Raw genomic sequence first — 23,867 nt, forward strand, 5'->3', positions numbered from 1 at the left:
CCCAACTGCCCAGCGCTGCCGCGCTCTCTTCCTCCCCCCCCCTCCTCCCCCCCCCCCCCCCCCCGACCCCCTCCCCCCCCCCCCCCCCCCCCCCCCCCCCCCGGGGCCCGACGCGCGGCAGGGGGACGCCGGCCTCCCGCTGACGGTGCGGCAGGAATTCCGGCCAAATGTCGCATTCGCCGGACATTCAGCAGACATGGCGGACTTGACCCACCGATCCGAAGCCCTGACGCACCGTTCCGTACAGGCCTGGTCAACCCGTCGTTAACATGGACCCGTCAACCGCGTTCATCTGGTACCTCTAGTTTCTAGCCGCCGCGCCGCTAGAGCTACGCGCGTCACGGCCCCACCTTCTGACACATGACGATGACGTCGAGGAACCAACCATGCACGCAGTTCCCACCCGCAAGCGGTGGCTCCGCTACGGTGCCGGTCTGATCGGCGCGGCCTCACTGACCGCCTTCGCCGGCGCACCCGCCGCCTTCGCGGCCGACGGCCCGCAGACCGCCACGCCGATCAAGCACCTGGTGGTGATATTCCAGGAGAACGTCTCCTTCGACCACTACTTCGGCACCTACCCGAACGCGGCCAACACCCCCGACGACAAGGTCAAGTTCACCGCGAAGCCCGGCACCCCCAAGGTCGACGGCCTCAGCGACGACCTGCTCCACAAGAACCCGAACCGGAACAACCCGCAGCGCCTCGGGCCCGCCCAGGCCGTCACCTGCGACCAGGACCACACCTACAAGGACGAGCAGCTCGCCGTCGACGGCGGCAAGATGGACAAGTTCGTCGAGCACACCGACGTCGAGAGCTGCAAGGCCCCGATGTACACCGCGCCCGGCCTGGGGATGGACTACTACGACGGCAACACCGTCACCGGCATGTGGAACTACGCCCAGCGCTTCGCGATGAGCGACAACTCCTTCGGCACCACCTACGGACCCTCCACCCCCGGCGCGATCAACCTGATCTCCGGCCAGACCCACGGCGGCTACCCGGTGGACCCGAAGACCGGGCAGAAGACCACCGACGCCTACGTGGTCGCCTCCCCCGACGCCAACGGCGTGGGCACCGTCATCAACGACCCGGACCCGGGCTACGACGAGTGCTCCAACCCGCAGCACAACCAACTGGTCATGACCGGCAAGAACATCGGCGACCTGCTCAACGACAAGGGCGTCAGCTGGGGCTGGTTCCAGGGCGGCTTCAAGCCGACCGGCACCACGAACGGCAAGGCCGTCTGCGGCGCCGCGCACAACAACATCGTCGGCGCCTCGCAGACCGACTACAACCCGCACCACGAGCCCTTCCAGTACTACAAGTCCACCGCGAACCCGAAGCACCTGGCGCCGAAGGACGTCGACGAGATCGGCCACGACGGCCAGGCGAACCACCAGTACGACCTGACCGACTTCGACGCCGCCCTCCAGCACGGCGACCTGCCCGCCGTCAGCTACCTGAAGGCCGCCAACTACCAGGACGGGCACGCCGGTTACTCCGACCCGCTGGACGAGCAGCACTTCGTCGTCGACACCCTGAACAAGCTGCAGAAGTCCAAGGACTGGGCCTCCACCGCCGTCGTCATCGCCTACGACGACTCGGACGGCTGGTACGACCACAAGTTCGCCGAGCCCGTCAACGGCTCGCGCGACGGCGCCAACGACGGCCTGAGCGCCGCCGGCCAGTGCGGCAAGGACGCCGGCTGGGGCGGCTACGCGGACCGCTGCGGCTACGGCCCGCGCCTGCCGCTGCTGCTGGCGTCCCCGTACGCCAAGTCCAACTTCGTCGACCACACCCAGACCGACCAGACCTCGATCCTGCGCTTCGTCGAGGAGAACTGGAAGACCGGCCGGATCGGCGACTACTCCTTCGACGAGCACGCCGGCTCCATCGAGGGCATGTTCGACTTCAAGAACGCCCAGTCGGCCACGCTGATCCTCGACCCGACCACCGGCCAGCCCGCCGGCGGCGATTCGACCCCGACCGGCCAGCCCACCGGCGGCTCCTCGGCCACCACCCCGGCCGGCCCCGCGACCACCACCGGCAACCCCGGCACCGGCACCGGCACCGGCACCGCCACGGTCGCGGGCGCCACCACCACCGGCGGCCCCGCCCTGGCCGCCACCGGTGCCGACTCCGACACCGGCCCCATCGCAGCCGCCGCCGTCACCCTGCTCGCCCTCGGCGGCGGCGCGGTCTACCTCGCCCGCCGCAAGCGCGGCCGCCGCGCCTGAACCTGACGCTCACCCCCGACACCGCCGGACCCTCACCCGAGGGCCCGGCGGTGTCCGTCTTCCGGCCGGCGGGCGGTCAACGGCCGAGCGCCGTTTCCCGGGTCATCCGGGACAGCTTCTCCGGATTGCGCACCGCGTACAGCCCGGTGATCAGGCCGTCCTCCAGGCGCAGCGCGAGCACGGTGTCGACCTCGCCGCCCAGGCGGACCACCAGCGCGGGACGGCCGTTGACCTGCTCCGCCGTCAGCGAGACCGCTCGCCGGGTGATCCGGCACAGCAGCGCGGCCACCGACTCGGCGCCCACCACCGGGGCCGGCGCGGCCTGGACCACGCCTCCGCCGTCGCCCAGCAGGACGGCGTCGGGCGCGAGGAGGTCGAGCAGGGCGCGCAGATCACCGGTCTCGACGGCCCGCTGGAAGGCCGCGACCGCCCGCCGGGCCTCGACCGCCGAGACCGCCCCGCGCGGTCGGCGCGCGGCGACGTGGGCGCGGGCCCGGTGGGCGATCTGCCGGACGGCGGCCTGGGACTTGTCGACCGCCTCGGCGATCTCCCCGTACTCCAGCCCGAACACCTCGCGCAGCACGAACACGGCGCGCTCGGTCGGCGCGAGGGTCTCCAGCACCAGCAGCATCGCCAGCGAGACGCTCTCCGCCAGTTCGACGTCCTCGGCCACGTCGGGCGTGGTCAGCAGCGGCTCGGGCAGCCACGGGCCGACGTACGACTCGCGGCGGCGGGCGAGCGTCCGCAGCCGGTTCAGCGCCTGGCGGGTGCAGATCCGCACAAGGTAGGCACGGTGCTCGCGGACGGCGGCCAGGTCGACGCCCACCCAGCGCAGCCAGGTCTCCTGCAGCACGTCCTCGGCATCGGCGGCCGAGCCGAGCAGCTCGTAGGCGACGGTGAACAGCAGGTTGCGGTGGGCGAGGAAGACCTCGGTCGCGGCCTTCACCGGGTGCTCGGCCGCCGTGGGGTCCTGGTTCATGTCCGTTCCTGCCTCTCGCGTTCGGGTGCGCTCGGTGCGTTCGGGTGCGTTCGGGTGCGCTCGGGTGCGCTCGGGTGCGCTGCACAGGGGACACCGGTGGACGCCTGCCCGTGACATCGCCCGGCGGTGGCGTGCGTCACAGCCGCCCACTGTCACGGGCGCCGCGTCGTCCGTGTCCTGTGGTCGTCCGGCGCGGATGCGCACGACGAGTACGAGTGAGGACGTCACCATGGAAACCCGCTTCAACCTGTTCGACAGCCCGACCGCCGCCAAGGTCGCCAAGCGCTTCTACAGCACCTCGCTGGCCCTCCAGGAGTCGACGCTCTCCCAGCCCGTGCAGGACCTGGCCATGTTGCGCGCCAGCCAGATCAACGGCTGCGGCTTCTGCATCGACATCCACTCCAAGGAGGCCGCGGCCCGCGGGGAGACCGCGCTGCGGATCAACCTGGTCGCGGGCTGGCGACACAGCAGCGTGTTCACCGAGGCCGAGCGCGCCGCGCTGGCGCTCGCCGAGGAGGGTACCCGGATCGCCGACGGCGCCGAGGGCGTTTCCGACGCGACGTGGGCCGAGGTGCGCAAGCACTACGACGACGACCAGGTCGGCGCGCTGATCTGCCTGGTCGCGCTGATCAACGCGGCCAACCGGATGAGCGTGATCGTCAACAGCCTCGGCGGCGCCTTCGAGCCGGGTGCCTTCGCCGCGCTGGACTGAATCACCGTCACACGCCCCGTCCGAGACCAGCAACTCCGGCCCGGGCGGGGCGTTTTCCGCATCGGCCCTTGTTGACGAAACGTCAGCAACTTGCGCGCATCACCTTGACGGCACACCGACACAGTCCTAGAACGTAGACAGCTGCCCCGATCCCCCACCATCGGGAGCAGCGGTCGTCCGCCTTCTCGCCCCCTCATCGAGGAAGAGGCTTTCCCATGCGCATTCGCCCCCGCCTCACCGTGTCCGCAGCCGCCGTCGCCGCACTCGCGCTGGCCGCGGTCGTCCCCGCCACCGTCCCCGCCTCCGCCGCGCCGCACGCCGCCGGCGCCGTACTGACCGCCGGCAGCGCGGGCGGCACCGCCGTCACGGCGGGCGACGCGCTGGCGGCGCCGCTCGCCGCGCACACCTCCGCGACCTTCTACTCGACCGCGACCAGCACCACGGGCGTCACCTGTGCCACCTCCCGGCTCGGCACCACCGTCCTGACCAACCCGGCCGCCCCCGGTACCGCGACCGAGTCCCTCACCGGACTCACCTTCGGCTCCTGCACCAGCAACGTCACCGGCGTCACCTCGGTGCGGAGCCTGACCGTCGACACCCTCCCCTACGGCGTCAGCGTCGCCGACGGCACCGGCCTGCCCGTCACCCTCACCGGCGGCGCCGCCGGCCCGATCCAGGCCACCGCCGTCCTCAACTCCTGGTTCGGCGCCATCACCTGCACCTACAAGCTCAGCGGCTCCTTCACCGGCGCCGCCGACAACACCGCCCACAGCCTGACCTTCACCAACGAACACTTCGCCAAGAGCGGCGGCTCCGGCCTCTGCCCCGCCGACGGCTACTTCTCCGCGAGCTACGGCCCGGTCACCGACACCACCCAGCCGGGCGCCCCGGCGGTCTATGTCAACTGACCCTCCTCCGCTCCCGGCCGGCGCGGATCCGCAGGGGCCGCCTGCCGCCCCTGCGGATCCGACGGTTCGACCGTCAGTGCACCTGCCGGCGCCAGGCGGAGGGGGTGACGCTCCGGGCGCGCTTGAACGCCACGCTGAAGGCGAAGGGGTCGTCGTAGCCGACCTCCCGGGCCACGGCGGCGACGGTCGCCCCGGTGTTGCGCAGCAGGTCCTCCGCCCACACGCGCTCGCTCGACCGCACCGGTGCACTGAAGACGTGTTGGGCTGCTCGGCGTGTCGAGCAGCTCAGCAGGTCCAACGGCTGGGCGGTGACCGTTGGTTCCCGAACCGGACGTGATGATCCGCGCATCGCCGACCGCTGTCGGAACGCCCCGCAGCCGCCCCATACTCCAGGCTCCGGCCGGACGGCGACATGGCTGTCCGCCGAGATGAAGGGAATCGGGGCACGGTGACGGCGACGGCTGCGGGGACATGGAAACTGGGTGACCGGGAGGTCAGCCGCATCGGCTACGGGGCGATGCGGCTGACCGGCAACGGCATGGCCGGGAACTCGGACGGCCCGCCGATCGACCGCGACCTCGCCGTCCGCCTGCTGCGCCGGGCGGTCGACCAGGGCGTCAACCACATCGACACGGCCTCCTTCTACTTCTCCCCGCTGCGCTCGGCCAACGAGCTGATCAACCGCGCGCTGTCGTCCTACCGGGACGACGTGGTCGTCGTCACCAAGGTCGGACCGGGCCGCGATCCGTCCGGCGAGTGGCAGCCCATGGCCCGCCCCGACCAGCTGCGCGGCCAGGTGGAGGAGAACCTGCGGCAGCTGGGCCGGGACCACCTCGACGTGGTGAACCTGCGCGGCAGCGGTCCTGGCCTGCCCTCCGTCGCCGAGCACTTCGGCGCGCTCGCCGAGCTGCGCGAAGCGGGCCTGATCCGGCACCTGGGCCTCTCCAACGTCCGACCCGAGCACGTCGCCGAGGCCCGGGCCATCGCCCCGGTGGTCTGCGTGCAGAACTCCTACGGACTCGACTGGCGCCGGGCCGACGAGAACGGCCTGGTCGACCTCTGCGGCGAGCTCGGCATCGCCTTCGTCCCCTTCTTCGCGCTCTCCGGGCGGCGCCGCGAGGCGGCCGCCGGGCAGGAGCGGGACGACCGGGTTCGCGCGGTCGCCCGCGCCCACGCCGCCACACCGGCCCAGGTGCGGCTCGCCTGGACCCTCCACCGCGGGTCGCATGTGCTGGCCATTCCCGGGACGGCCGATCCGGCCCACTTGGACGAGAACATCGCGGCGGCCGCCCTGCGGCTGACCCCGGAGGAATGGGAGGCGCTCGGGGCGCCGGTCGCTGACGGCCCGTGACCCCACGGCCCCGAGGCCCCCACCGCCCCGCGAGGCCCGGCGCCCTCCCGCCTGCAGGCGTGCGTAAGGATTCGGCCGGAAACCGCCCGGCCGCGAACAGACCAGGGCCGAGTCGGACTGATTCGGGCGGGATGGGACGATACCTGCCATGTCTAGCACGTCTCCGTCGGTCCGGGGCCCCGAGGTCCCACCGGATCCGCTCCGCCGCCTGCTGCTCGAACTGGGCGAAGCCCTGCTGGGCGGCGGCCTTCCCGTCCACGACGTCGAGGAGGAGCTCCACGGCCTGGGGCGGGCGATGGGGGCTCCGGAGGTGCGGGTCGCCGCCCTGACGAACGGGCTGTTCGTCGCGCTGGACGCGGACGAGGCCACCCGGTTCCAGCCGGTCCGCGCCGCGCTCCGGTTCGAGCAGACCGCGGACGTCCTGCACCTCGTCCACCGCCTGCGCGGGCGAGTCCGACGGCCCGCAGGCGCTGGCCGAACTGGACCGGATACGCCGGGCCCCGGCCCGCTGGCCCGCCTGGGTGGCGGACCTCGGGGCACTGCCGGTCGGCGTGGGCGTCTGCGTCTTCCTCCAGCCGGTGCCGGCGAACGTGCTGGCCGCCGGGGCCGGCTCGCTGGTCGTGGTGGGGCTGACCATGCTGGCCCGCCGGCTGCCCCGGCTGCGTCCGCTGCTGCCCGTCGCGGCCGGGCTCCTGGTCGCACTGCTCGTCCTCGCGCTCGCCCGGGCCTCGCTGCTGGACGGGCCGCTGCGCACCATCGTGGCCACCCTGGCGATCCTGCTGCCGGGCGGGCTGCTGGTCACCGGACTGTCGGAGATCGCGGCGGGCGCCGCCAGCGCCGGGTCGGCCCGGCTGGTGTCCGGCGCGGTGCAGCTGGCGCTCTTCCTCGCCGGGGTGGCCGCCGCCGCGACCGCGACCGGCATGCCGGCCTCCGCTCTCGCCAACGTACAAGTGGCCGAACCGACGTGGTGGGTACTCGGGCTGGGGCTGGCGCTCGCGGTGGCCGGCGTGGTGATCAACGTCCACACCCCGCCGGCCGCCACTCCGTGGATCGTCGCGGTGATTGCGGTCAGCGTCACCGTGCAGGTGGTGGTGGGCTCGGTCCACGGCGCGGCGATCGGCGGCCTGGCCGGCGCGGTCAGCGCCGCCGTCGCGGCCACCGTGGTGCACTGGCTGCCGGGCGGCCCGCTCTGGCAGGTGCTGTACCTCCCGGCGTTCTGGATCGTGGTGCCGGGTTCGTTCGGCCTGCTCAACACCGCGCAGATCGAGGTCGGCAACGGGGCGCAGTCGGTGCTGGCCGCCGTGTCCGCGGTGTTCGGGGTCTCGATCGGCACCCTGATCGGCGCGGTGATCAGCCGGATCCCGCGCCCCTCGCTCGCGGTGGCGCAGCTGCGGGCCTGAGCGGCGGTCGCGCGCGGCGGCGCCCCGAGGAAGTCTCCGAGGAAGCGCCGAGGAGGCGCCGGCCAGCGGCGCTCAGCCCCACATCGCCTCCTCCGGCGACACCCCGGCGGACCGCCGGACGGCGAGCAGCGCCGTGTCGTCAGTGCGGCGACCGCCCGTGTGCCGGATGACGGCCGCGGCGACGTCGCCCACCAGGTGTTCGGGGTCGGCGGCACCGGACTGCCCGGCCAGGTGCTCCAGGTGCGCGCGGAGGTCGAAGAAGTCACCCTGCCGGTCGCGCGCCTCGGTCACCCCGTCGGAGACGATCAGCACGGTCTCGTCCGCCGCCAGGAGCAGCCGCTGAACCTCCGGAAGTCCGCCGGTCAGCTGGGCGAGGCCGATCGGCGCACCGTTGCCGGCGGGCAGTTGCCGCACGCCGGCCGGACCGATGACGTGGGGGCTGTCGTGGCCGAAGTTGACCAGCCGGACCTCCCCCGTCGCGTCGGCCGGGAACCAGAGGACGACCGCGGTGACGAACCGTTCCTCCCGCTCCCCCAGCCGGGCCGACATCCGGTTCTGCCGGAGCAGCCGTTCCTCCAGCCGGAACGCGACGTCCGCCAGGTCCTCCAGCTGGAAGGCGGCCTCCCGGAAGCAGCCGACCAGGGCCGCCGCCGTGGAGACGGCCGGCAGTCCCTTGCCCTGGACGTCCCCCAGGATGACCCTGGCGCCGAACGGGGTGGCCACGACGTCGTAGAAGTCGCCGCCCACCCGGGCTTCGATGTCCGCCGCCAGGTAGCGGGCCGCCGAGTCCACTCCGCCCCAGCCGTGCGGCACCGGACGCAGCATGACCTGCCGGGTGGTCTCGGCGGCACCCTGCAGGTGCCGGACGTAGGCGGCGGCCCGGGCGCGGGCGAGACTGAGCGGCACCGCGAGGGCGGCCCCGGCGATCACCAGCAGGAAGTCATCGATCCCCTGGGACTTGGCCCAGATGCTGTCCAGCGCCGGGTAGATGGCGATCGACAGGCCGGAGAAGCCCACGGTGAGCAGCGGCCCGCACAGCCCGGCGGCGACCACGGGGACCAGGACCAGCCAGCTGACGGAGGCGAAGGAGTGCGGCGTCAGCGCGTCCACGGCGATGACCGCCACCAGCAGCGCGGCGGGCACCAGCCACGATCGGTGGCCGTACCGGGCCAGCATCGGCAGCGGCTGCTGCTGCACCTCCACGGACCGTCCCGGCAAGTGCCCCTCCACTCATCCGCCCAATCCGACGTCACGGCTTCCCGCCGGCCGTCTCTCCCGCTCCACGGCCTACGGCTTCTCGACTTCTCGGCTCACAGCTTCTCGGCTCACGGCTTCTCGGCTCACGGCTTCTCGACGGTCCGCGCGCCCATCCGGAAGCCGTCCGGATCCCCGCCGGGCGCGTGGCTCCGGGCGGAGACGTCGCGCCCCACGTTAGGCGGCGCGGCCCGTCGAGGCGCGCGCAACGGCCTCGCGCCCCCGGCCGTCGCACGATCGGCCCAGCACCGGGCGCCTTCACCGCAGACCCCGCCAGGCAACCCGTAGGCTGCCGTGGAACCGGACGGGACCAGGACACCGGCCGTCCTCGGGCGGGACAGTGCCCGGGGCGGCCCCGGCCCCGCACCGCGACCCGTCCGTGTCCCGTCTGCGCCCCGGAAGCGAAAGGTCTCGACCGTGAGCACTCCCAGCACTCCCGTCGTCCGGCGGGCGGACGACCTGCACCGCTACGAGATCCTGGTCGACGACGAACTCGCCGGATTCGCCGAGTACTTGGACCGCGACGGGCAGCGGGTCTTCCACCACACCGTGGTGGGCGACGCCTTCTCCGGCCGGGGCCTGGCCGGCCGGCTTGTCCAGGAGGCGCTGACCGACGTCCGCGCCGCCGGCCGGCGAGTCGTGCCGGTCTGCTCGTACGTGGCCGATTTCCTCACCAAGCACGCCGAGTTCGCCGATCTCGCCGACCCGGTCACCCCGGAGGTCACCGACTGGCTGCACTCCCGGCTGCGCTGACCGGCCGTCACCGACCCGCCGCGCGGCACCGATCCGCCGCGTCCCGCCCGGTTCGGCCGGCGCCTCGCTGACGCCCTGCCTGCGCTTCGGTGGCCGGGTGGACCTGATGGCGGCCGGGTGGGAAACACACGCGCCCCGCCGGTGGACTTCCCGGCGGGGCGCGGTGTCGGATCCGGGTCCGTCACATGTTGATCATGTGACCGGCCAGGCCGTGGATGGCCTCCTTGACCGCCTCGCCCAGCGTCGGGTGGGCGTGCACGTTGCGGGCGACCTCGTGGACGGTGAGGTCCCACTGCTGGGCCAGGGTCAGCTCGGGCAGCAGCTCGGTGACCTCCGGGCCGATCAGGTGGGCGCCGAGCAGCTCGCCGTACTTGTTGTCGCTGATGACCTTGACGAAGCCGATCGGGTGGCCGAGGCCGTGGGCCTTGCCGTTGGCGGTGAACGGGAACTTGGCGACCTTGACGTCGTAGCCCAGTTCGCGGGCCTGCGCCTCGGTGTACCCGAAGGAGGCGATCTGCGGCTGGCAGTAGGTGGCGCGCGGGATCATGACGAAGTCCACCTCCATGGTCTCCGCCCCGCCGATGGTCTCGGCGGCGATCACGGCCATCGCCTCGGCGGCGTGCGCGAGCATCAGCTTCGCGGTGACGTCGCCGATCGCGAAGATGTGGTCGACGCTGGTGCGGCCGCGGCCGTCCACCGCGATGGCGTTGCGGTCGGTGAGCTTGACCCCGGTGTTCTCCAGGCCGTAGCCGTTGACCCGCGGCGCGAAGCCGATCGCCTGGAGCACCTTGTCGGCCTCCAGCACCTGCTGCTGACCGTCCTTGGTGACGGTGACGCGGACCTTGGCGGCCGGGTCGCTGTCGTCGATCGACTCGACCCGGGTGGAGGTGAGCACCTCGATGCCCAGCTTTCGGTACTGCTTGGCGAGTTCGGTGGAGACCTCGACGTCCTCGAGCGGGACCATGCGGTCCAGGAACTCGACGATGGTGACCTTCACGCCGTAGTTGTGCAGCACGTAGGCGAACTCGACGCCGATCGCGCCGGCGCCCGCGATGATGATGCTCTCCGGCAGCTGCTCGGTGAGGATCTGCTCCTCGTAGGTGACCACCCGCTCGCTCAGGCTGGTGCCGGGCAGCAGGCGGGTGGTGGCGCCGGCCGCGATGATGCAGTGGTCGAAGGTGACGACGTCGAAGCCGCCGCCACTGAGCGCGACCTGGAGGGTGTGGTCGTCGACGAAGGTGCCCCAACCGTCGTACTCGGTGATGCCGTTCTTCTTCATCAGGTAGTGGACGCCCTTGACCCGGCCGTCGGCCACCGACCGGCTGCGGCGGAAGGCCTCGCCGAAGTCGAAGGTCACCTGGCCGTCGACCTTGATGCCGAAGGTCTTGGCCTCCTTGGTGAAGATGTGGGCGAGCTCGGCGTTGCGCAGCAGGGCCTTGGAGGGGATGCAGCCGACGTTGAGGCAGACGCCGCCCCAGTACTTGGCCTCGATGACCGCCACCTTCAGGCCCAACTGGGCCGAGCGGACGGCGGCGGTGTAGCCGCCGGGGCCCGCGCCGAGGACGACGACGTCGTAGTGCGTGCTCATGTTGCTGACTCCTCCGAGGGTGTCACGGTGTCGTGATCTCGGTCCCATGGTGTCAGGACCGGACCCGGCCCACCCACCGGGTCTCGGTGGATGCGCTCCGCGCGGCACCGTACAGCGCCCGGGCCGGATTGTCAGTGGTCCCCACTACGGTGGCTCGTACCCGGCCCCACCAGGGGCGATGTCGGAGGGGAGGTTCCCGGATGGATGGTGTGCGCAGGGTAGGCGGGTGGGCCCGCCGCCCGAGGACGGCAGCGGGCCCACCCGGGCGTCAGGCAGCCACCTGGTGGGCGTCCGCCCCGCCGCCGGAGGCGCCGCCCGTACCGCTGATACCCGTTCCGGGCGCCGCCTGAGCGGCGGGGCGGAGGGCGGGCGCGGGCGCGGGCCGCCGCAGCGACGAGAGGTCCCAGGCGTAGGTGCCGACGGCGTGGGCGATCACGTCGATGTTGAGGTCGAAGGCGTCCATGTCGATGTTGTCCAGGCCGTCGCAGGCCTTGTGGTAGCAGGGATCGAAGGCGGTGCCCGCCGTGCCGCCGTAACGGGCCTGCTGCTCGGAGGACTTGATCACCTCGGCGCCGGTGTCGGTGCCGCCCGCCGGGATGCCCGCGTCGATGAACGGTCCGTAGTCGGAGCGGCCGTTGAAGGCCGACGGGTCGTGCGGGAGGTCGCGGCCGTCCAGGTACTCGGTGAGGTCCCGCTCGATCTGCGCCGAGCTCTCCGGGCCCGCGCCGCCGCCCGCGCTGCCGGAGCCGTTGTAGACGAACTGCGCGTAGTTGGGGGAGGCGATCATGTCGAAGTTGAGGTAGAGCCGGATCTTCTCGCGGTCGGCTGCGGAGAGTGACTTCACGTACGCCTCGGAGCCCTTGAGACCGAACTCCTCGGCGGACCACCAGGCGAAGCGGACCTTATTCTTCACCGGGCGGACGCCGAGGTTCCTGGCGACCTCCAGGATGCCCGCCGAGCCGGAGCCGTTGTCGTTGACGCCGGGCCCGGCGGGGACGGAGTCCAGGTGGGCGCCGACCATCACGGTGTTCGCCGGGTCACCGCCGCGGGTCTCGGCGATGACGTTCCAGGTCCTGCGCGGCTCCATGAGGGCCCGGATGTCGAGCTCGATCCGTACCGGCCCGGCGGCCGCCCGCGCGGCCAGCGCCTCCCCGGCTGCCGCGGCGATCCCGCCGGTCGGGATCCTCCCGGAGGTCGGCTCGCCCAGGGTCCCGTTGAGGTCACCCTCGGTGTTGTTGTAGATGACCGCCCCGAGGGCACCGGCCGCCGCCGCGGCCGCCTGCTTCTCGGCGAAACCACAGCCGCCGCGGCGGATCAGCGCGATCCGACCGGTGAAGGCGCCGGCGGGGTAGTCCGCGGGCGTGCAGCCGGTGGCCGCACTGACCGGCGCCACGGCCAGGTCGGCGGTCAGGCCCGCCTCCGGACCGCTCACCGAGTAGGTCATGGCCCTCACCGGGACTGACTCGGCCTGCGGGGAGACGACGTCCAGGCGCTCCGAGCGCACCTCGAAGAAGGTGTACTCGAACTCCTGCTCGGACACCTTGAGGCCGGCGCGCCGCGCCTGTTCGTCGATGTACCGCGCCGACTCCTCGTGCCCCTTCGAACCGGCGGCCCTGGTGCCGCCGTTGCGGTCCGCGAAGCGTTGCAGCGCGGCCAGCGTCCGGTGCGCGCCCTCGGCGCTGCTGGTCTCGACCAGCCGCTCGGCGAGCCTGGCACCCCGGAGCGCCGGGTCCGAGTCGGCGTTCGCGGTGCCGGTACCGACCCCGAGCAGCAGCAGCGGGGTGACCAGCGCGGCGGCGGTCAGCGCGGCGCCTCCGTCGCCACGGTGACGGTCAGTGAGCAGAAGCGGAGCCGGGGCAGTGGGATCCGGGCCCGCGACGGCGGATTCAGGCAGGGCGATGTGGTCCGGCGGAGTGGGACGGTCGAACGGGGACGTCTGACGACGGCTGGGCGGCTTCAAGGAGACTCCTTCCGACGGCCCGTGAACTCACGATTTGACATGACCGGGATCGACTTGCCAAGGCCGCCGCGCGGCCGCGAAATGCGCGGGACGCCCTTCGCGGTGATCCTGGAGAGGGGGCGTCTCATCCAGGAGGGTGACCACATGTCCATGTTGGATAAGCTCAAGAGCATGCTGAAGGGCCACGAGGAGCAAGCCGAAAAGGCCGTCGACAAGGGCGGCGACACCTTCGACGAACGCACTCAGGGCAAGTACAGCAGCCAGACGGACGCCGCCCAGGACCGGCTCAAGGACCAGTTCCGCGACCAGCCGCCGCAGTAGCACGCGGCACCCGTTCCGCCCGTCCGGGCCGGGGTGCGGCGCTTCTCAGCCGTCACCCCGGCCCGGACGGTCCCGTTCCCGTGGCCGATCCAACACCGGCTCCGGCTCGTGCCGGGGCTCCCGCGTGCCTTCCGGCAACGCCCCAGGATCCGGCGACCCACTGGGATCCGGCACTCCGCCGGCCTCGGGTTCCCCGACCGCGCCGCAGTTCTCGCAGGGCCACGGCCCGGGCCGCTCGCGCAGCCGTCCGCACTCCGGGCACACCCGGTCCAGCCAACAGGCCGGTTCGCCGCCTTCGTCCATACCCCGATTCTGCCTCCGTTCGCGTCGCCACAGGCTGGTAGACACTGTCTACGACGTGCTGGTAGACAGTGTCCATGACTGAACAGGACAGGGGCCTGCGCGCCCGACTGGTGGCCGCCGGCGTCGAGCTGGTCACCCGGGAGGGCGTCAACGCGCTCGGGCTGCGCGAGATCGCCCGACAGGCCGGGGTCTCGCACGGCGCCCCGCGCCGCCACTTCCCCACCCACCGGGAACTGCTCGCCGCCATCGCCCAGCACGGCTTCGGAAGGCTCACCGACTCCCTCGCGGGCGCCGACGCCGTCGCCACCACCACCGGCGCCGACGCGCGCACCCGCCTCGACGCCCTCGCCCGCGCCTACCTCGGCTACGCCGCGGCGAACCCCGGCATGTTCGAGCTGATGTTCCGTCACGACCTGCTGGAGGGCAGCGGCGCCGACCTGCGCCGCACCACGCTGCCGCTGTTCCGGACCTTCAGCGGCCTGATCGCCGAGGTCCACCCGCAGTGCGACGACCCCACCGCCGCCACCGCCGCCCTCTGGGCCAACCTGCACGGCCTCGCCCAGCTGCGCGCCTGGGGCAGCCTGCGCCTGGTCACCGGCACGGAGGACATCACCCCGCTGCTGCGCGCCACCCTGGACGCCCACCTCGGCCCGGCCCCCCGGTGACGCCGCAGCGCCGCCAACGGCTCACCCTCGCCGCCAGCATCACCTGCGCCGTCCTGGTCGCCCTCGACGGCACCGTCCTGACCGTCGCCCAGCCCACCCTCCAACACGACCTGCACGCCTCCCTCACCGCCGTCCAGTGGACCAGCACCGGCTACCTGGTCACCGTCGCCGCCCTGCTGGTCTTCGCCGGCCGCCTCGGCGACCGGTACGGGCACCGGCGCGTCTTCACCCTCGGCGTGGCGGGCTTCGCCGCCGCCTCCGCCGGAATCGCCCTCGCGCCCGGCATCGGCTGGGTGATCGCGCTGCGCGTCCTCCAAGGCGTCTGCGGCGCGCTGCTCCAGCCCGCCACCCTGGGCATGCTGCGCGCCGTCTGGCCCGCCGACCGGCTGCCCGGCGCGATCGCCGCCCGCACCGCCGCCGTCGGCCTCTCCGCGGCGGCCGGACCGCTGGTCGGCGGCGCCCTCACCACCCACTTCGGCTGGCGGGCCGTCTTCCTGCTCGGCGTCCTGCCGGCCGTGGCCGCCTTCCTGCTCGCGGCCCTCGCGGTGCCCTCGGCTCCGCCCGAGCGGACGACCGCCCCAGGCCTCGACCTACCCGGCGCGGGGCTGCTCGCGCTCGCCCTGGCCTGCCTGGTGCACACCCTGGTCGCCCTGCCCACCGGTGGCTGGTCCCCGACCACGATCCTCGGCCTCGCGGCCGCCGTACTCGCCACCACCGCCCTGGCCCGCCACGAGCGCCGCACCGCCCGTCCACTGCTGCCCGCCGACCTGCTCCGGTCACCGGCGGTGGGCCCCGCGCTCGGCGTCCTGCTCACGGCGTCGGCCACGGTGTTCGGGACCCTCTTCCCCGCCACCTACTACCTGCAGGACGTCCTCGGCCTCGATCCGCTGGACAGCGCCCTGCGAGGGGCGCCGCTCGCAGGGGCGATGATCCTCGCCGCGCGGGCCTCGGCCCGACTGGCGAAACGCCACGGCTCGCGCACCACCGTGCTGCTCGGAATGGCGGTGATCACCTCGGGCGCACTGCTCACCGCCCGGCTGAGCCCGTCCTCGGGCGCCCTCGCCATCGGCTGCTGCTTCCTCCTGCTCGGCAGCGGCTTCGGCGCGGTGATGGCCACCGCCACCTCGATGATCGTCCGAGGCGCCACCTCCGCCGAGGCCGGGGTCGCGGGCGGCCTCCAGCAGACGGCGATGAACATCGGCCCAGCACTGGGCGTCGCCCTCGCCACCACCGTCGCGGGCCGCACCCCGCCCGGCACCGCCCTCACCTCATCCGCCCTGGCGACAGCCGCCCTGGCCGCAGCCGGAACGCTCCTGGCCCTCCGACTCCCCCACCCAGCGGCCCCCCGCCGACAGGCCGTCCAACACCCGTGACGCCGCCGCCCGGGTGGGATACAAGTCCTGCGGCTCGCCCCGCTCGATCCGGCCCTTCGAGGATCGCCGCACCCACGCACGGTACGCCCGCCGGCCGCCACGGAGGCGACAGCCGACGGCAACGGCGGCCCCTCCAACGAACGCGCCGGCGCCCACATCAGCCAGCGGCTGCCGGCGACGACCCGCCCCCTCCAGCACAACCGCACCACTGACCGACCCGTCACCCGCTCACTCCCTCGCCGAGGTTGCAGGGCACCCCGGAAGAATTTCCACGCCGGCATCAACGGCCGGTCCGGGCGGGGGCGAGGATCGGCCACCCATGCCCGGCGCTCCGGCTGCGCGGCCCGGCCGGGGCGGTCACGCACCCGGTTACCGCAGCAGCCGCCCGACGTGGCCCCGGGAGGGGGCGGTTCGGCCGGCCCATGGAGCAGTCACTCACGTCCCATCAGGCACCCGACGTCTCATCGTGCACGGAAAGTTCGGACAAATATGACCGATATGCAGGCGGTCGATCAAGGGCGCGATTGACGGTGTACACGACCGCCGGGAGTCTGGTCTGGCACGACCCAACCGGAATTCACCGCAGAGTGGGTTCCTGATTCAGCATTCGATGGCTTGTGATTCGACTGAGGAGAATACGTGATCTCGAAAACAAAGAAGATCGTGAGTTCCATGGCCGCCGCGTTCGCCGCGGCGGCCGCGTTCACCGTCGCCGTCCCGTCGGGCAACGCCTTCGCCATCGACCACATCGAGTGCAAGGGAGGCGAGAACTTCCTGAAGATCTGGTCACACAGCGGTGACCGCAACAGCGTGGACTGCTACGCGAACGCCGGCCGGACCGATTTCGGCAACTGGTGGGTCGACCGGATCTACACCGGGAACAACGACCTGATCTACTACGACGCCAACGGCGACTCGGTCAAGATCCCGCGCTGGACCGACATCTCGTTCCCGAACCGTCCGCCGATGGTCAAGTCCATCCAGATCCTGTGACGGATTGACGAAACGGCAGGCGGGTCGGTCGTCGCGAGCGGCCACTTGAAGCCGCCTCTGGCGGCCGACCCGCCCGTCCCCCTCCCAGGTTCCAGGCGGAAGCGAATTCCCGCGACGGTCGGGGTTCGGGCCACAGCGATCACCCACCTCTCCATCCTCGACGCCTCCGGCACCCCGGCCGCAGCGCGGGCCGCCCTCACCGATCCGGATGCCCGGGTGACCGTGGCAGGCTGGCGCACTGGACCGTCCGGCTACATCGTCTGCGAGGACGACTTGGCGCTCGAACCGGCCCGGCAGGAGAGCCTCGCGGCGCGCACCGACACGGTCCACCGACTCCCCCGGCAGCCACTTCCCCTTCCTCGCCCGGCCCGCCGAACTGGTCGCCCTGCTCGACCGGATGACCACGGGCGGCTGACCACGGCACCCGCCCGGCACCGGGGACGTGTCAGGCGGCCGGGTTCGGCGCGCCGAACCAGCGGGTGAGTGACGACCGCAGGGTCTCCGGGGTGCCCACCCAGCAGACGTGGCCGTCCGGGCGGATCAGCATCGGTTCGACGGGCGCTCCCCCGTCGGCCCGGTCCACCCGGTCGGCCCAGGGCGCGACGGCCCCGGCGAGGGCGTCCTGCGGGTCGAGCAGGAGGCCCCGGCCGGAGCGCAGGAGCTGGTGCACCCGGACCGGGCCGAGGTCGATGTCGGGCACCGGCCCGCCGAGGAGCGGGTGCGGGCCGGTGTCCGGCATCGGGTAGCGGGTGGCCGTGCCGGACATCAGGCCGCTCAGCCGGCGCCGGACCTCCGGCAGGGTGATCAGCTCGGCGAAGAGGTCCCGGGTGGCCAGCACGTCCGAGTCGCGGGTGCCGGCCCAGTCCATCAGCAGTCCCTGCGCCTGGACGTTGCGCAGCACGGTGGTCCCTGCCAGGTGGCGTTCGGTGTGGTAGCTGTCGAGCAGGCCCTCCGGCGCCCAGTCCCGGACCGCGGCGCCGAGCTTCCAGCCGAGGTTGAAGGCGTCCTGCATCCCGCCGTTCATGCCCTGGGCGCCGAGCGGGAGGTGGACGTGGGCGGCGTCGCCGGCCAGGAACACCCGTCCGTGGCGGTATCGGGCGACCTGCCGGGCCGCGTCGGTGATCCGGCGGGCGTGGCAGAGTTCCAGCAGCTGCACCCGATCGCCGAACACGGCCCGCAGTCCGTCGCGGATCTCCTCCTCGGTGATCGGCACGTCCCTGGGCAGCGAGCGGCCCGGCCCGCCCATGGCGAGCCGGCGCAGCGGCCTGCCCTCGCTGTCGGTGCCGAGCGGGAAGATCCCCGTCCAGTGGCCGTCCGGGCTGTGGTGGTGGGTGGGCAGGCCGTCGGCGCCGCTGAGCCGCACGTCGGCGGCGATCGTGGTCAAGGTGCCTGCCCGGCCCGGGAATTCGGCCCTGAGCAGCGACCGCACGGTGCTGTGGGCGCCGTCGGCGGCGACCAGGTGGCGGGCGCGCAGCGACCGGCCGTCGGCGAAGGTCGCGGTGACGGACTCCTCGTCCTGGGCGAGGGCGACCAGTTCGTGGTCGCGCCTGACCTTGAGGCCCTGCCCGGCCAGGTGTTCCTCGAGGAAGGCCTCCAGCACGACCTGGGGCACGGAGCGCCAGGGCTGCCGGGGGCGGTGGGCGCCCGGGGGTTCGGTGTCGGCGGCCGGGGCGTCCGGAAGCGGGATCCCGGCGAAGTGGCCCCCGCCGACCGGGTGGTCGCCGCCGGCCAGCAGCGGTTCCAGCAGCCCGCGCTGGTCGAGCGCCTCCAGTGTCCGGGTCTGCACGCCGCCCGCCCTGGACAGGGCGCTGCGCGCGGGCAGCCGGTCTACGAGCACGGTCGACACGCCCGCCAGCAGCAGTTCGTTGGCCGCCATCAGGCCGGTCGGTCCGGCTCCGACGACGAGTACGTCGGTGTCCATGGTGCGTCTCCTCAAGTTCCGCCGGGTGGTTCCGTTGACGGGGTCAACGCTCGCTCCGGTGGGGGCCGTTGGGCCAGTGACCGGCGCGGTGACGGCGGAATCCGACAGCGGCTACCCTCGGCACGGTGGAATCCGACTACGACGAGCTGGACCGCCGCCTCGTCCACGCCCTGCAGATCGACGGCCGGGCCCCGTTCAGCACCGTCGCCGCCGTCCTCGGGGTATCGGACCGCACCGTCGCGCGCCGGTACGCCCGGCTGCGCGCATCCGGCGCGGTGCGGGTGCTCGGCGGGGTCGACCCGGTCGCGCTGGGCGCGGAGCTGTGGCTGCTACGGGTGCGCTGCGCGCCCTCGGCGGCGGTCGCGGTGGCCGAGGCGCTGGCCCGCCGCCCCGACACCTCCTGGGTGAGCCTGACCTCCGGCGGCACCGAAATCACCTGCACCGTCCGCGCCGAGACCGAGGCCGACAGCGAGGCCCTGCTGCTGGCCCGGCTCCCGCGCACCCCGAGGGTCGAGGGGGTGAGCGCGCACTCGGTGCTGCACACCTTCTACGGCGGCCCGGACAGCCTGATAGCCAAGCTCGGCCCGCTGGCCCCGGCGGCTGTCGCGGCCCTGCGCCCGGCCCCGCCGCACCGGCCGCCGCGGGACCGACTGCCGCAGCCGGAAGGAGTGCCGCAGCCGCCCGGCCCGGTGCGGCTGGACGACGGCGACCGCAGGCTGCTCGCCGCCCTCGGCACGGACGGCCGCGCCGGGTTCGAGGAACTGGCCGCCGTCACCGGCTGGTCGCCCACCACCGTCCGGCGCCGGATGACCGAGCTGCGCGAACGCGGGGTGCTCTACCTGGACATCGACTGCGACCCGCGCCTGCTCGGCGTCGGCACCAGGACCCTGCTGTGGATCTCGGTCGCTCCCCCGTACCTGGAGGAGGCCGGCCGGGCGCTGGCCGGGCACCCGGAGGTCGCCTTCGCCTGCGCGACGACCGGTCCGACCAACCTGTATGCCACCGTGGTGTGCGCCGACCAGCGCGCCCTTTACCGCTACCTGACCACCCGGGTCGCCGCGCTCCCGGCCGTCACCCACGTCGAGACGGCGCCGTCGATCAAGACCGTCAAGCAGGCCGCGAACCGGGGATAGCAGCCGGGAACCGCCGGTGGCCGACCGGCCGGTGGCGGCGGCCTGGTGGCGGCGACCAGGGCGAGGAACACGTCGGCCAGCGGTTGGGGTTCGCGGGGGCAGCGGTGCTGTCACTCCCGGAGCCACGCACTGCCAGGCGTACGGTACGCGCCGTTCCAGGCCGGGAGGCCGTAGCGGGTGACCAGGGTGAAGACGGTGCGGGTGGCGTCCTCGACCCAGGCGTGGCCAGCCGCCGGGAGACCGCGCGGCACCAGCAGGCCGGTCAGCGGTAGCGGAAGAGCTGGTGCGGGCTCAGGACCTCGGACTGCCAGTGCGCGCGGGCCGCACCGGCGTCGGCAGGAAGCGTCCGGCCCAGGCGACGAGCCAGGCCCTGGTAGAGCGCGGGAGGGCTGCTGCCGTCCGCGGCGAGCAGCGAGGACAGCAGCGGTTCGCCGGCCGTCGTGTCCGCCTCCATCTGGGCCGGCACCTCCAGCTGGTCGTCCGGTGCAGGTCGGGCAGCGCGCTGCCCACCTGGCGGCGCAGCCGCGACCAGGAGGTGGTGGAGCGTTCCCGGGCGGTCTTCTTGAGTGGCCCCGGCCACTGCGGCCGCCACCGGCGCCACCGCCTCGGCCGGCAGCCGGGAGGGACCCGCCGGTGCCGTCCTCCTCTTCGAGCGCGCCGGCGGCTCGGCGGAGACGCTGTTGCGCTCGGCGGGCGCTGACACCGACCTGTCACCGCCTCGCCTGACCCGACCGCCGTCGCGCTCGGCCGTCCGAGCCTCAGGGCTACGCCGGGAGGCCGGAATATCGGCCGCCGTTCTCGGCACCGCTGCGGCCTCGATGCTGGCCGAGCCGCGCAGCCGCCGGCCGTGCGCCGGCCACCGCTGAATCTCCTCGCGCTGGGCCGGGGTCACCCGCACCCGGCGCCCTTCATCGTTGTCGCCAGCGAGTCCAGCAGGTGCAGCATGGTGCGGGGTCCCATTCGGGTCCCCAGCCGCCGCAGGTCGCCGAGAAGGTCTCGCATCCGCCGGTGCGCGACCTCGGTCGGATCGGGTGCCTTCGCCGACCTGGGCGCCGAGCCGGTCTTCGGCCGGCGGGACGGGCGCGCAGTCGCGGCGACGCGCGTTCTCGGCGGCGAATTCCAGGGCCCGCTGGGACTGGCGAGCCCAGGCGGCCTGACGCTCCTGGTCCTTGAGGAGGTCCGCCGCATCTGTCGCGATGGCGTGATGCGCCGGGGTCCGATCCCGGGCAGCCGCGGCATCCACCCGCGCCGGCAGGGTACGCACGGCTTCGGACTCACGGTCTTGAACGGCTTGGCGGAGCTGCCCGAACACCTCCGCGCGCTCGCGGCTGTGCTCTGCCATCCAGGACCGCGCGCCTGCTCGAGTACGGCCGCCACCCGCTCGGCGTCCTCGCCCCAGTCCGAGCCGGCGTCTTCGAGTTCGCACCATCCCGGTCAAAACGACCCAATCCACGGCTTCGCCCACAGGACGGACCACCAGCCACCTAGCGTGGACTCATGACAGAAGAATTGCCGAACATCTCCAACCACGTCTCCGGCGGCACGGCTCAGTCCGTCATCCAAGTCGGCGTCATACAGGGCAGCTTGACCGTCCAGGCCGCACCTCAGCGGCCCCCGGGTAAGCAGCTGATCGTCTCGGTCGTCGCCCTGAACTCTGGGAGGGAAACCTACCTCTACGACCGCGACGATGAGCCTTCTTATCCAAGGGAGAAAGGTAGGGTCCGCGAGGTACACGTGGTCGTCGAGGCGTACACCCAGCAGGCCGTCATCCTGCACCGCTTCCGCCCGGTCGTCTCCAGGCGCATCTCCCGTTACAGCGCCGGCTTCCCGAGGGAGATGCCGAGGCGGGAGTTCGCGTTCACGGTGAACCTCGACGTGCCACCACACCATCACATCGCCGACCTGAACCAGGCGACCGTCCAAGTCGACCAGCTCCGCCCCACCGGGAGCGCCGATTTCCCTTTCGCCGTCACCTCCGGCGACCCCGAGTACTTCGTGATCCGGCCGACCGGAGTCGAAGGTCTGATCGAGTGGCGTTTAGAGCTGGACTGGACCTGCCTGGGACAACACGGCACCGTTACCATCGACCAGTCCGGCACGCCCTTCTTGTCCTGACGCCGCGCACTACGTCCAGGGCTTCACCTGGACGGAGATCAAGAAGATCGACTAGGCCATCGGCCGCGGCGAGCGGACCGTAGCCCTCATCCCGCGTAATCGCGAAGTCACCCTCGATCCACCGCCGAAACGCCGGTAAGGCGCTCCCCGCCGCGCGAGCGGCCGAGGCCCTCGCCTTCCGTGCCATGAGCCGGGCCGGGCGTCAGAGGGGCGGCATCCATGGGTCAGCGGTGGCCTGGGCGAGGACGCCGTCGGCGACGCACCTGTTCACCGCCGCGCTTTCAGCACGTCAGGCTGGTCGGGTGGCCCAGGCGTCGGCGGGGCGGGAGCGGTACAGCCGTGCGTAGTACCGCCCTGCGCCTTCCAGGCCGCGGGGGTCCTGACCGCTTCGCAGCACCGCCGCAACGGCGTGGTCCTGTTCCTCCGGTGTCGCGAAGAGCCGTTGGGGGTGGAGGTCGGCCGGGTCGGAGCGGGTGAGCAGGCCGTAGGAGTTCAGGCGGTCGACGACCGGCCGGTAGTCCACCGTTCGCAGGATGAAGGCACTGATCCACACGGGGCGGCGCGCCTGGTCCAGCAGGGCGGAGACGGTGCGGTCGGTGATGTAGCTTCCGGCACCGGTGGCGACGATCAGGCCGGTGCGCGCCATCGCACGACGCACCGATGCGTTCGGTTCGTCGTGTTCGAGGTTGACCGAGCAGGCGTCGTCCAGCAGACCCACGGCCAGCGCGTAGGAGAGCGCGTTCCCCGCGATGTCGAGGCCGATGACCGGTACGGCGTCGCGGTGGCGTCGGGCAGCGTAGAACCGCTTGTCCCGCTCGACCAGTTCCTCCGTCGTCACGCGCCGCAGCGCGGGGTCGGTGTAGTGGGCATAGAGGTCCGCAAGCGTCAGGTCGTGGTTGAGCAGGGCCGCGTTGATGCCGTACGAGCAGCACAGATCGAGAACGGCGAGCTCGCCCGCGCGGTCGGCCGCCTGGTTGCGCTCGGCAAGGGTCCGGCGGAACTCCGCCTGCGCGTGGTGCGGGATCTGGTACTCGAGCGCGGCCAGCCTGGTGAAGTAGGCCCGCGGATCGGGTTGGTCGTAGATGTCGTCGAAACAGGCCTTGCCCGGGACTCGTCCGTGAGAGAAGGCGTCCTGATCGGTCATCCGGTCTCCCTGCTCGATGAGGTCGCTGCACTCGCGACTCGTCGTGACTGGATCACCGGATTCAACGAGCCCGGTGGGCCGCCACGGCCCCGAGCAGCGGAAGATCACCCGAACGGTAGCCCTCGCCCTGGACGGAAGGCCGAGCGGCCGGACACGGTTGGCGTACGGCCGCTCGGGTCGCCCGGGTCGCCCGGGTCCGGCTTCCGGGTATCGGGGCTCCCGGCGCTCCGATCGACCGGCCGTCCCCTGTCCGGCGGCCGGTGGTCAGCGGACCGGCAGTCGGCGGCCGACCGTCTCCTGGCCGGCACACCCCTGCGCTCATCGTCCGGGAGGCTCACCGCGTCCGAGCTGATCACCGAAAGCGGTCTTCGACGCGACATCGTCTATGGCCACACCGACCTCGCCCAGGACTTCCAGGCCCGAGCCAAGGCCCAGGACTCCACCCCGACCGCGATGCAGGAACTCGCCGACGCCAACCGCGCGCTCAAGGCGGCCGCAGCGGAGCTGAGGACCGAACTGGCCGAGGAGCGGTCGAGGACCAAGGTGATGCGCCGGATCATCGCCGAACTGTCGCTCGAACTCGAACAGGCGAAAGCCGAACTCGGTTCAGCCTCAGGCGTCACCCGCCTACCGGCCCGATCGTGAGCATCTCGGCATGTCCAGGGCTTCACATGGGCTCGGTGCTCACCAGCCCTGTCAGGTGGTCTAGATGCGGCCAGCGGCTTACAGGCCGGGCGCCGCAGTGTGTCTCGACGAC

General features: G+C 72.7%; 20 protein-coding genes and 2 pseudogenes. 13 read left to right on the forward strand and 9 right to left on the reverse strand.

Annotation, left to right across the window (positions count from 1 at the left end; genetic code table 11):
• Positions 1 to 386: 386 nt before the first annotated feature.
• On the forward strand, positions 387 to 2,237 hold the full coding sequence (locus ACZ4WV_RS14120; protein WP_465746247.1) for a phospholipase C: 1,851 nt from the start codon (positions 387 to 389) through the stop codon (positions 2,235 to 2,237).
• A 76-nt stretch (positions 2,238 to 2,313) separates the two neighbouring features.
• Here the strand turns inward: ACZ4WV_RS14120 and ACZ4WV_RS14125 are convergent, their stop codons facing one another.
• Positions 2,314 to 3,216 (reverse strand): RNA polymerase sigma-70 factor, encoded by a 903-nt coding sequence (locus ACZ4WV_RS14125; RefSeq protein ID WP_465746249.1) that lies wholly within the window; start codon positions 3,214 to 3,216, stop codon positions 2,314 to 2,316.
• 229 nt (positions 3,217 to 3,445) lie between these two features.
• On the opposite strand from ACZ4WV_RS14125, the gene ACZ4WV_RS14130 reads away from it, so the two are divergent.
• Positions 3,446 to 3,928, forward strand: a complete 483-nt coding sequence (locus tag ACZ4WV_RS14130) for a carboxymuconolactone decarboxylase family protein (protein WP_465746251.1) — start codon at positions 3,446 to 3,448, stop codon at positions 3,926 to 3,928.
• A gap of 215 nt (positions 3,929 to 4,143) precedes the next feature.
• Positions 4,144 to 4,836, forward strand: coding sequence for a Tat pathway signal sequence domain protein (locus tag ACZ4WV_RS14135; RefSeq protein ID WP_465746253.1), 693 nt, complete (start codon positions 4,144 to 4,146; stop codon positions 4,834 to 4,836).
• A 73-nt stretch (positions 4,837 to 4,909) separates the two neighbouring features.
• Here the strand turns inward: ACZ4WV_RS14135 and ACZ4WV_RS14140 are convergent.
• Positions 4,910 to 5,053: pseudogene (locus ACZ4WV_RS14140) on the reverse strand (helix-turn-helix domain-containing protein); the annotation flags it as partial.
• 195 nt (positions 5,054 to 5,248) lie between these two features.
• Here ACZ4WV_RS14140 and ACZ4WV_RS14145 point away from each other — a divergent pair.
• Both ACZ4WV_RS14145 and ACZ4WV_RS14150 read left to right on the forward strand, forming a co-directional pair.
• The gene (locus ACZ4WV_RS14145) at positions 5,249 to 6,187 is read left to right on the forward strand and encodes an oxidoreductase (RefSeq protein ID WP_465746255.1); all 939 of its coding nucleotides are present in this window, start codon (positions 5,249 to 5,251) and stop codon (positions 6,185 to 6,187) included.
• 148 nt (positions 6,188 to 6,335) lie between these two features.
• Positions 6,336 to 7,587 (forward strand): annotated as a pseudogene (locus tag ACZ4WV_RS14150) (threonine/serine exporter family protein).
• A 72-nt stretch (positions 7,588 to 7,659) separates the two neighbouring features.
• On the opposite strand, the gene ACZ4WV_RS14155 reads toward ACZ4WV_RS14150, so the two are convergent.
• Positions 7,660 to 8,805 carry a PP2C family protein-serine/threonine phosphatase gene (locus ACZ4WV_RS14155; RefSeq protein WP_465746257.1) on the reverse strand — a complete coding sequence of 382 codons (1,146 nt, stop codon included), beginning with the start codon at positions 8,803 to 8,805 and terminating at the stop codon, positions 7,660 to 7,662.
• Between the two features lie 453 nt (positions 8,806 to 9,258).
• On the opposite strand from ACZ4WV_RS14155, the gene ACZ4WV_RS14160 reads away from it, so the two are divergent.
• On the forward strand, positions 9,259 to 9,594 hold the full coding sequence (locus ACZ4WV_RS14160; RefSeq protein WP_465746259.1) for a GNAT family N-acetyltransferase: 336 nt from the start codon (positions 9,259 to 9,261) through the stop codon (positions 9,592 to 9,594).
• A 181-nt stretch (positions 9,595 to 9,775) separates the two neighbouring features.
• Here ACZ4WV_RS14160 and lpdA read toward each other — a convergent pair whose 3' ends face one another.
• The gene (gene lpdA, locus ACZ4WV_RS14165) at positions 9,776 to 11,182 is read right to left on the reverse strand and encodes a dihydrolipoyl dehydrogenase (RefSeq protein WP_465746261.1); all 1,407 of its coding nucleotides are present in this window, start codon (positions 11,180 to 11,182) and stop codon (positions 9,776 to 9,778) included.
• Between the two features lie 268 nt (positions 11,183 to 11,450).
• Entirely contained in the window at positions 11,451 to 12,986 is a 1,536-nt protein-coding gene (locus ACZ4WV_RS14170) for a M28 family metallopeptidase (protein ID WP_465746472.1), read from the reverse strand.
• 300 nt (positions 12,987 to 13,286) lie between these two features.
• Here ACZ4WV_RS14170 and ACZ4WV_RS14175 point away from each other — a divergent pair, with 300 nt between their 5' ends.
• From ACZ4WV_RS14175 to ACZ4WV_RS14190, 4 genes are all read left to right on the forward strand, one after another.
• Complete coding sequence (locus tag ACZ4WV_RS14175; protein ID WP_465746263.1) at positions 13,287 to 13,463, forward strand: antitoxin; 177 nt, start codon at positions 13,287 to 13,289, stop codon at positions 13,461 to 13,463.
• A 377-nt stretch (positions 13,464 to 13,840) separates the two neighbouring features.
• A complete protein-coding gene (locus ACZ4WV_RS14180; RefSeq protein ID WP_465746265.1) occupies positions 13,841 to 14,431 on the forward strand; it encodes a TetR/AcrR family transcriptional regulator in 591 nt (196 codons plus the stop codon).
• Positions 14,428 to 15,804: an MFS transporter gene (locus tag ACZ4WV_RS14185; protein ID WP_465746267.1), complete on the forward strand. Its 1,377-nt coding sequence runs from the start codon at positions 14,428 to 14,430 to the stop codon at positions 15,802 to 15,804. The genes ACZ4WV_RS14180 and ACZ4WV_RS14185 overlap by 4 nt, the downstream gene beginning before the upstream one ends.
• Positions 15,805 to 16,443: 639 nt before the next feature.
• Entirely contained in the window at positions 16,444 to 16,797 is a 354-nt protein-coding gene (locus tag ACZ4WV_RS14190; RefSeq protein ID WP_465746269.1) for a beta/gamma crystallin domain-containing protein, read from the forward strand.
• Between the two features lie 445 nt (positions 16,798 to 17,242).
• On the opposite strand, the gene ACZ4WV_RS14195 is transcribed toward ACZ4WV_RS14190, so the two are convergent.
• Complete coding sequence (locus ACZ4WV_RS14195) at positions 17,243 to 18,718, reverse strand: FAD-dependent monooxygenase (RefSeq protein ID WP_465746271.1); 1,476 nt, start codon at positions 18,716 to 18,718, stop codon at positions 17,243 to 17,245.
• A 125-nt stretch (positions 18,719 to 18,843) separates the two neighbouring features.
• Between ACZ4WV_RS14195 and ACZ4WV_RS14200 the strand changes: the two genes are divergently transcribed.
• Positions 18,844 to 19,851 carry an Lrp/AsnC family transcriptional regulator gene (locus tag ACZ4WV_RS14200; protein WP_465746273.1) on the forward strand — a complete coding sequence of 336 codons (1,008 nt, stop codon included), beginning with the start codon at positions 18,844 to 18,846 and terminating at the stop codon, positions 19,849 to 19,851.
• Positions 19,852 to 19,961: 110 nt separating this feature from the next.
• Here ACZ4WV_RS14200 and ACZ4WV_RS14205 read toward each other — a convergent pair whose 3' ends face one another.
• Both ACZ4WV_RS14205 and ACZ4WV_RS14210 read right to left on the reverse strand, forming a co-directional pair.
• Positions 19,962 to 20,102, reverse strand: coding sequence for a hypothetical protein (locus tag ACZ4WV_RS14205; RefSeq protein ID WP_465746275.1), 141 nt, complete (start codon positions 20,100 to 20,102; stop codon positions 19,962 to 19,964).
• An 11-nt stretch (positions 20,103 to 20,113) separates the two neighbouring features.
• Positions 20,114 to 20,554: a hypothetical protein gene (locus ACZ4WV_RS14210; RefSeq protein ID WP_465746277.1), complete on the reverse strand. Its 441-nt coding sequence runs from the start codon at positions 20,552 to 20,554 to the stop codon at positions 20,114 to 20,116.
• Between the two features lie 794 nt (positions 20,555 to 21,348).
• On the opposite strand from ACZ4WV_RS14210, the gene ACZ4WV_RS14215 reads away from it, so the two are divergent.
• Positions 21,349 to 21,966 (forward strand): hypothetical protein, encoded by a 618-nt coding sequence (locus tag ACZ4WV_RS14215; protein WP_465746279.1) that lies wholly within the window; start codon positions 21,349 to 21,351, stop codon positions 21,964 to 21,966.
• 289 nt (positions 21,967 to 22,255) lie between these two features.
• On the opposite strand, the gene ACZ4WV_RS14220 is transcribed toward ACZ4WV_RS14215, so the two are convergent.
• The gene (locus ACZ4WV_RS14220) at positions 22,256 to 23,110 is read right to left on the reverse strand and encodes a hypothetical protein (protein WP_465746281.1); all 855 of its coding nucleotides are present in this window, start codon (positions 23,108 to 23,110) and stop codon (positions 22,256 to 22,258) included.
• On the opposite strand from ACZ4WV_RS14220, the gene ACZ4WV_RS14225 reads away from it, so the two are divergent.
• Positions 23,084 to 23,755, forward strand: a complete 672-nt coding sequence (locus ACZ4WV_RS14225; RefSeq protein WP_465746283.1) for a hypothetical protein — start codon at positions 23,084 to 23,086, stop codon at positions 23,753 to 23,755. The genes ACZ4WV_RS14220 and ACZ4WV_RS14225 overlap by 27 nt on opposite strands.
• The last annotated feature ends 112 nt before the right edge of the window (positions 23,756 to 23,867 follow it).

It is taken from the genome of Kitasatospora sp. NPDC029312, from assembly GCF_055569215.1.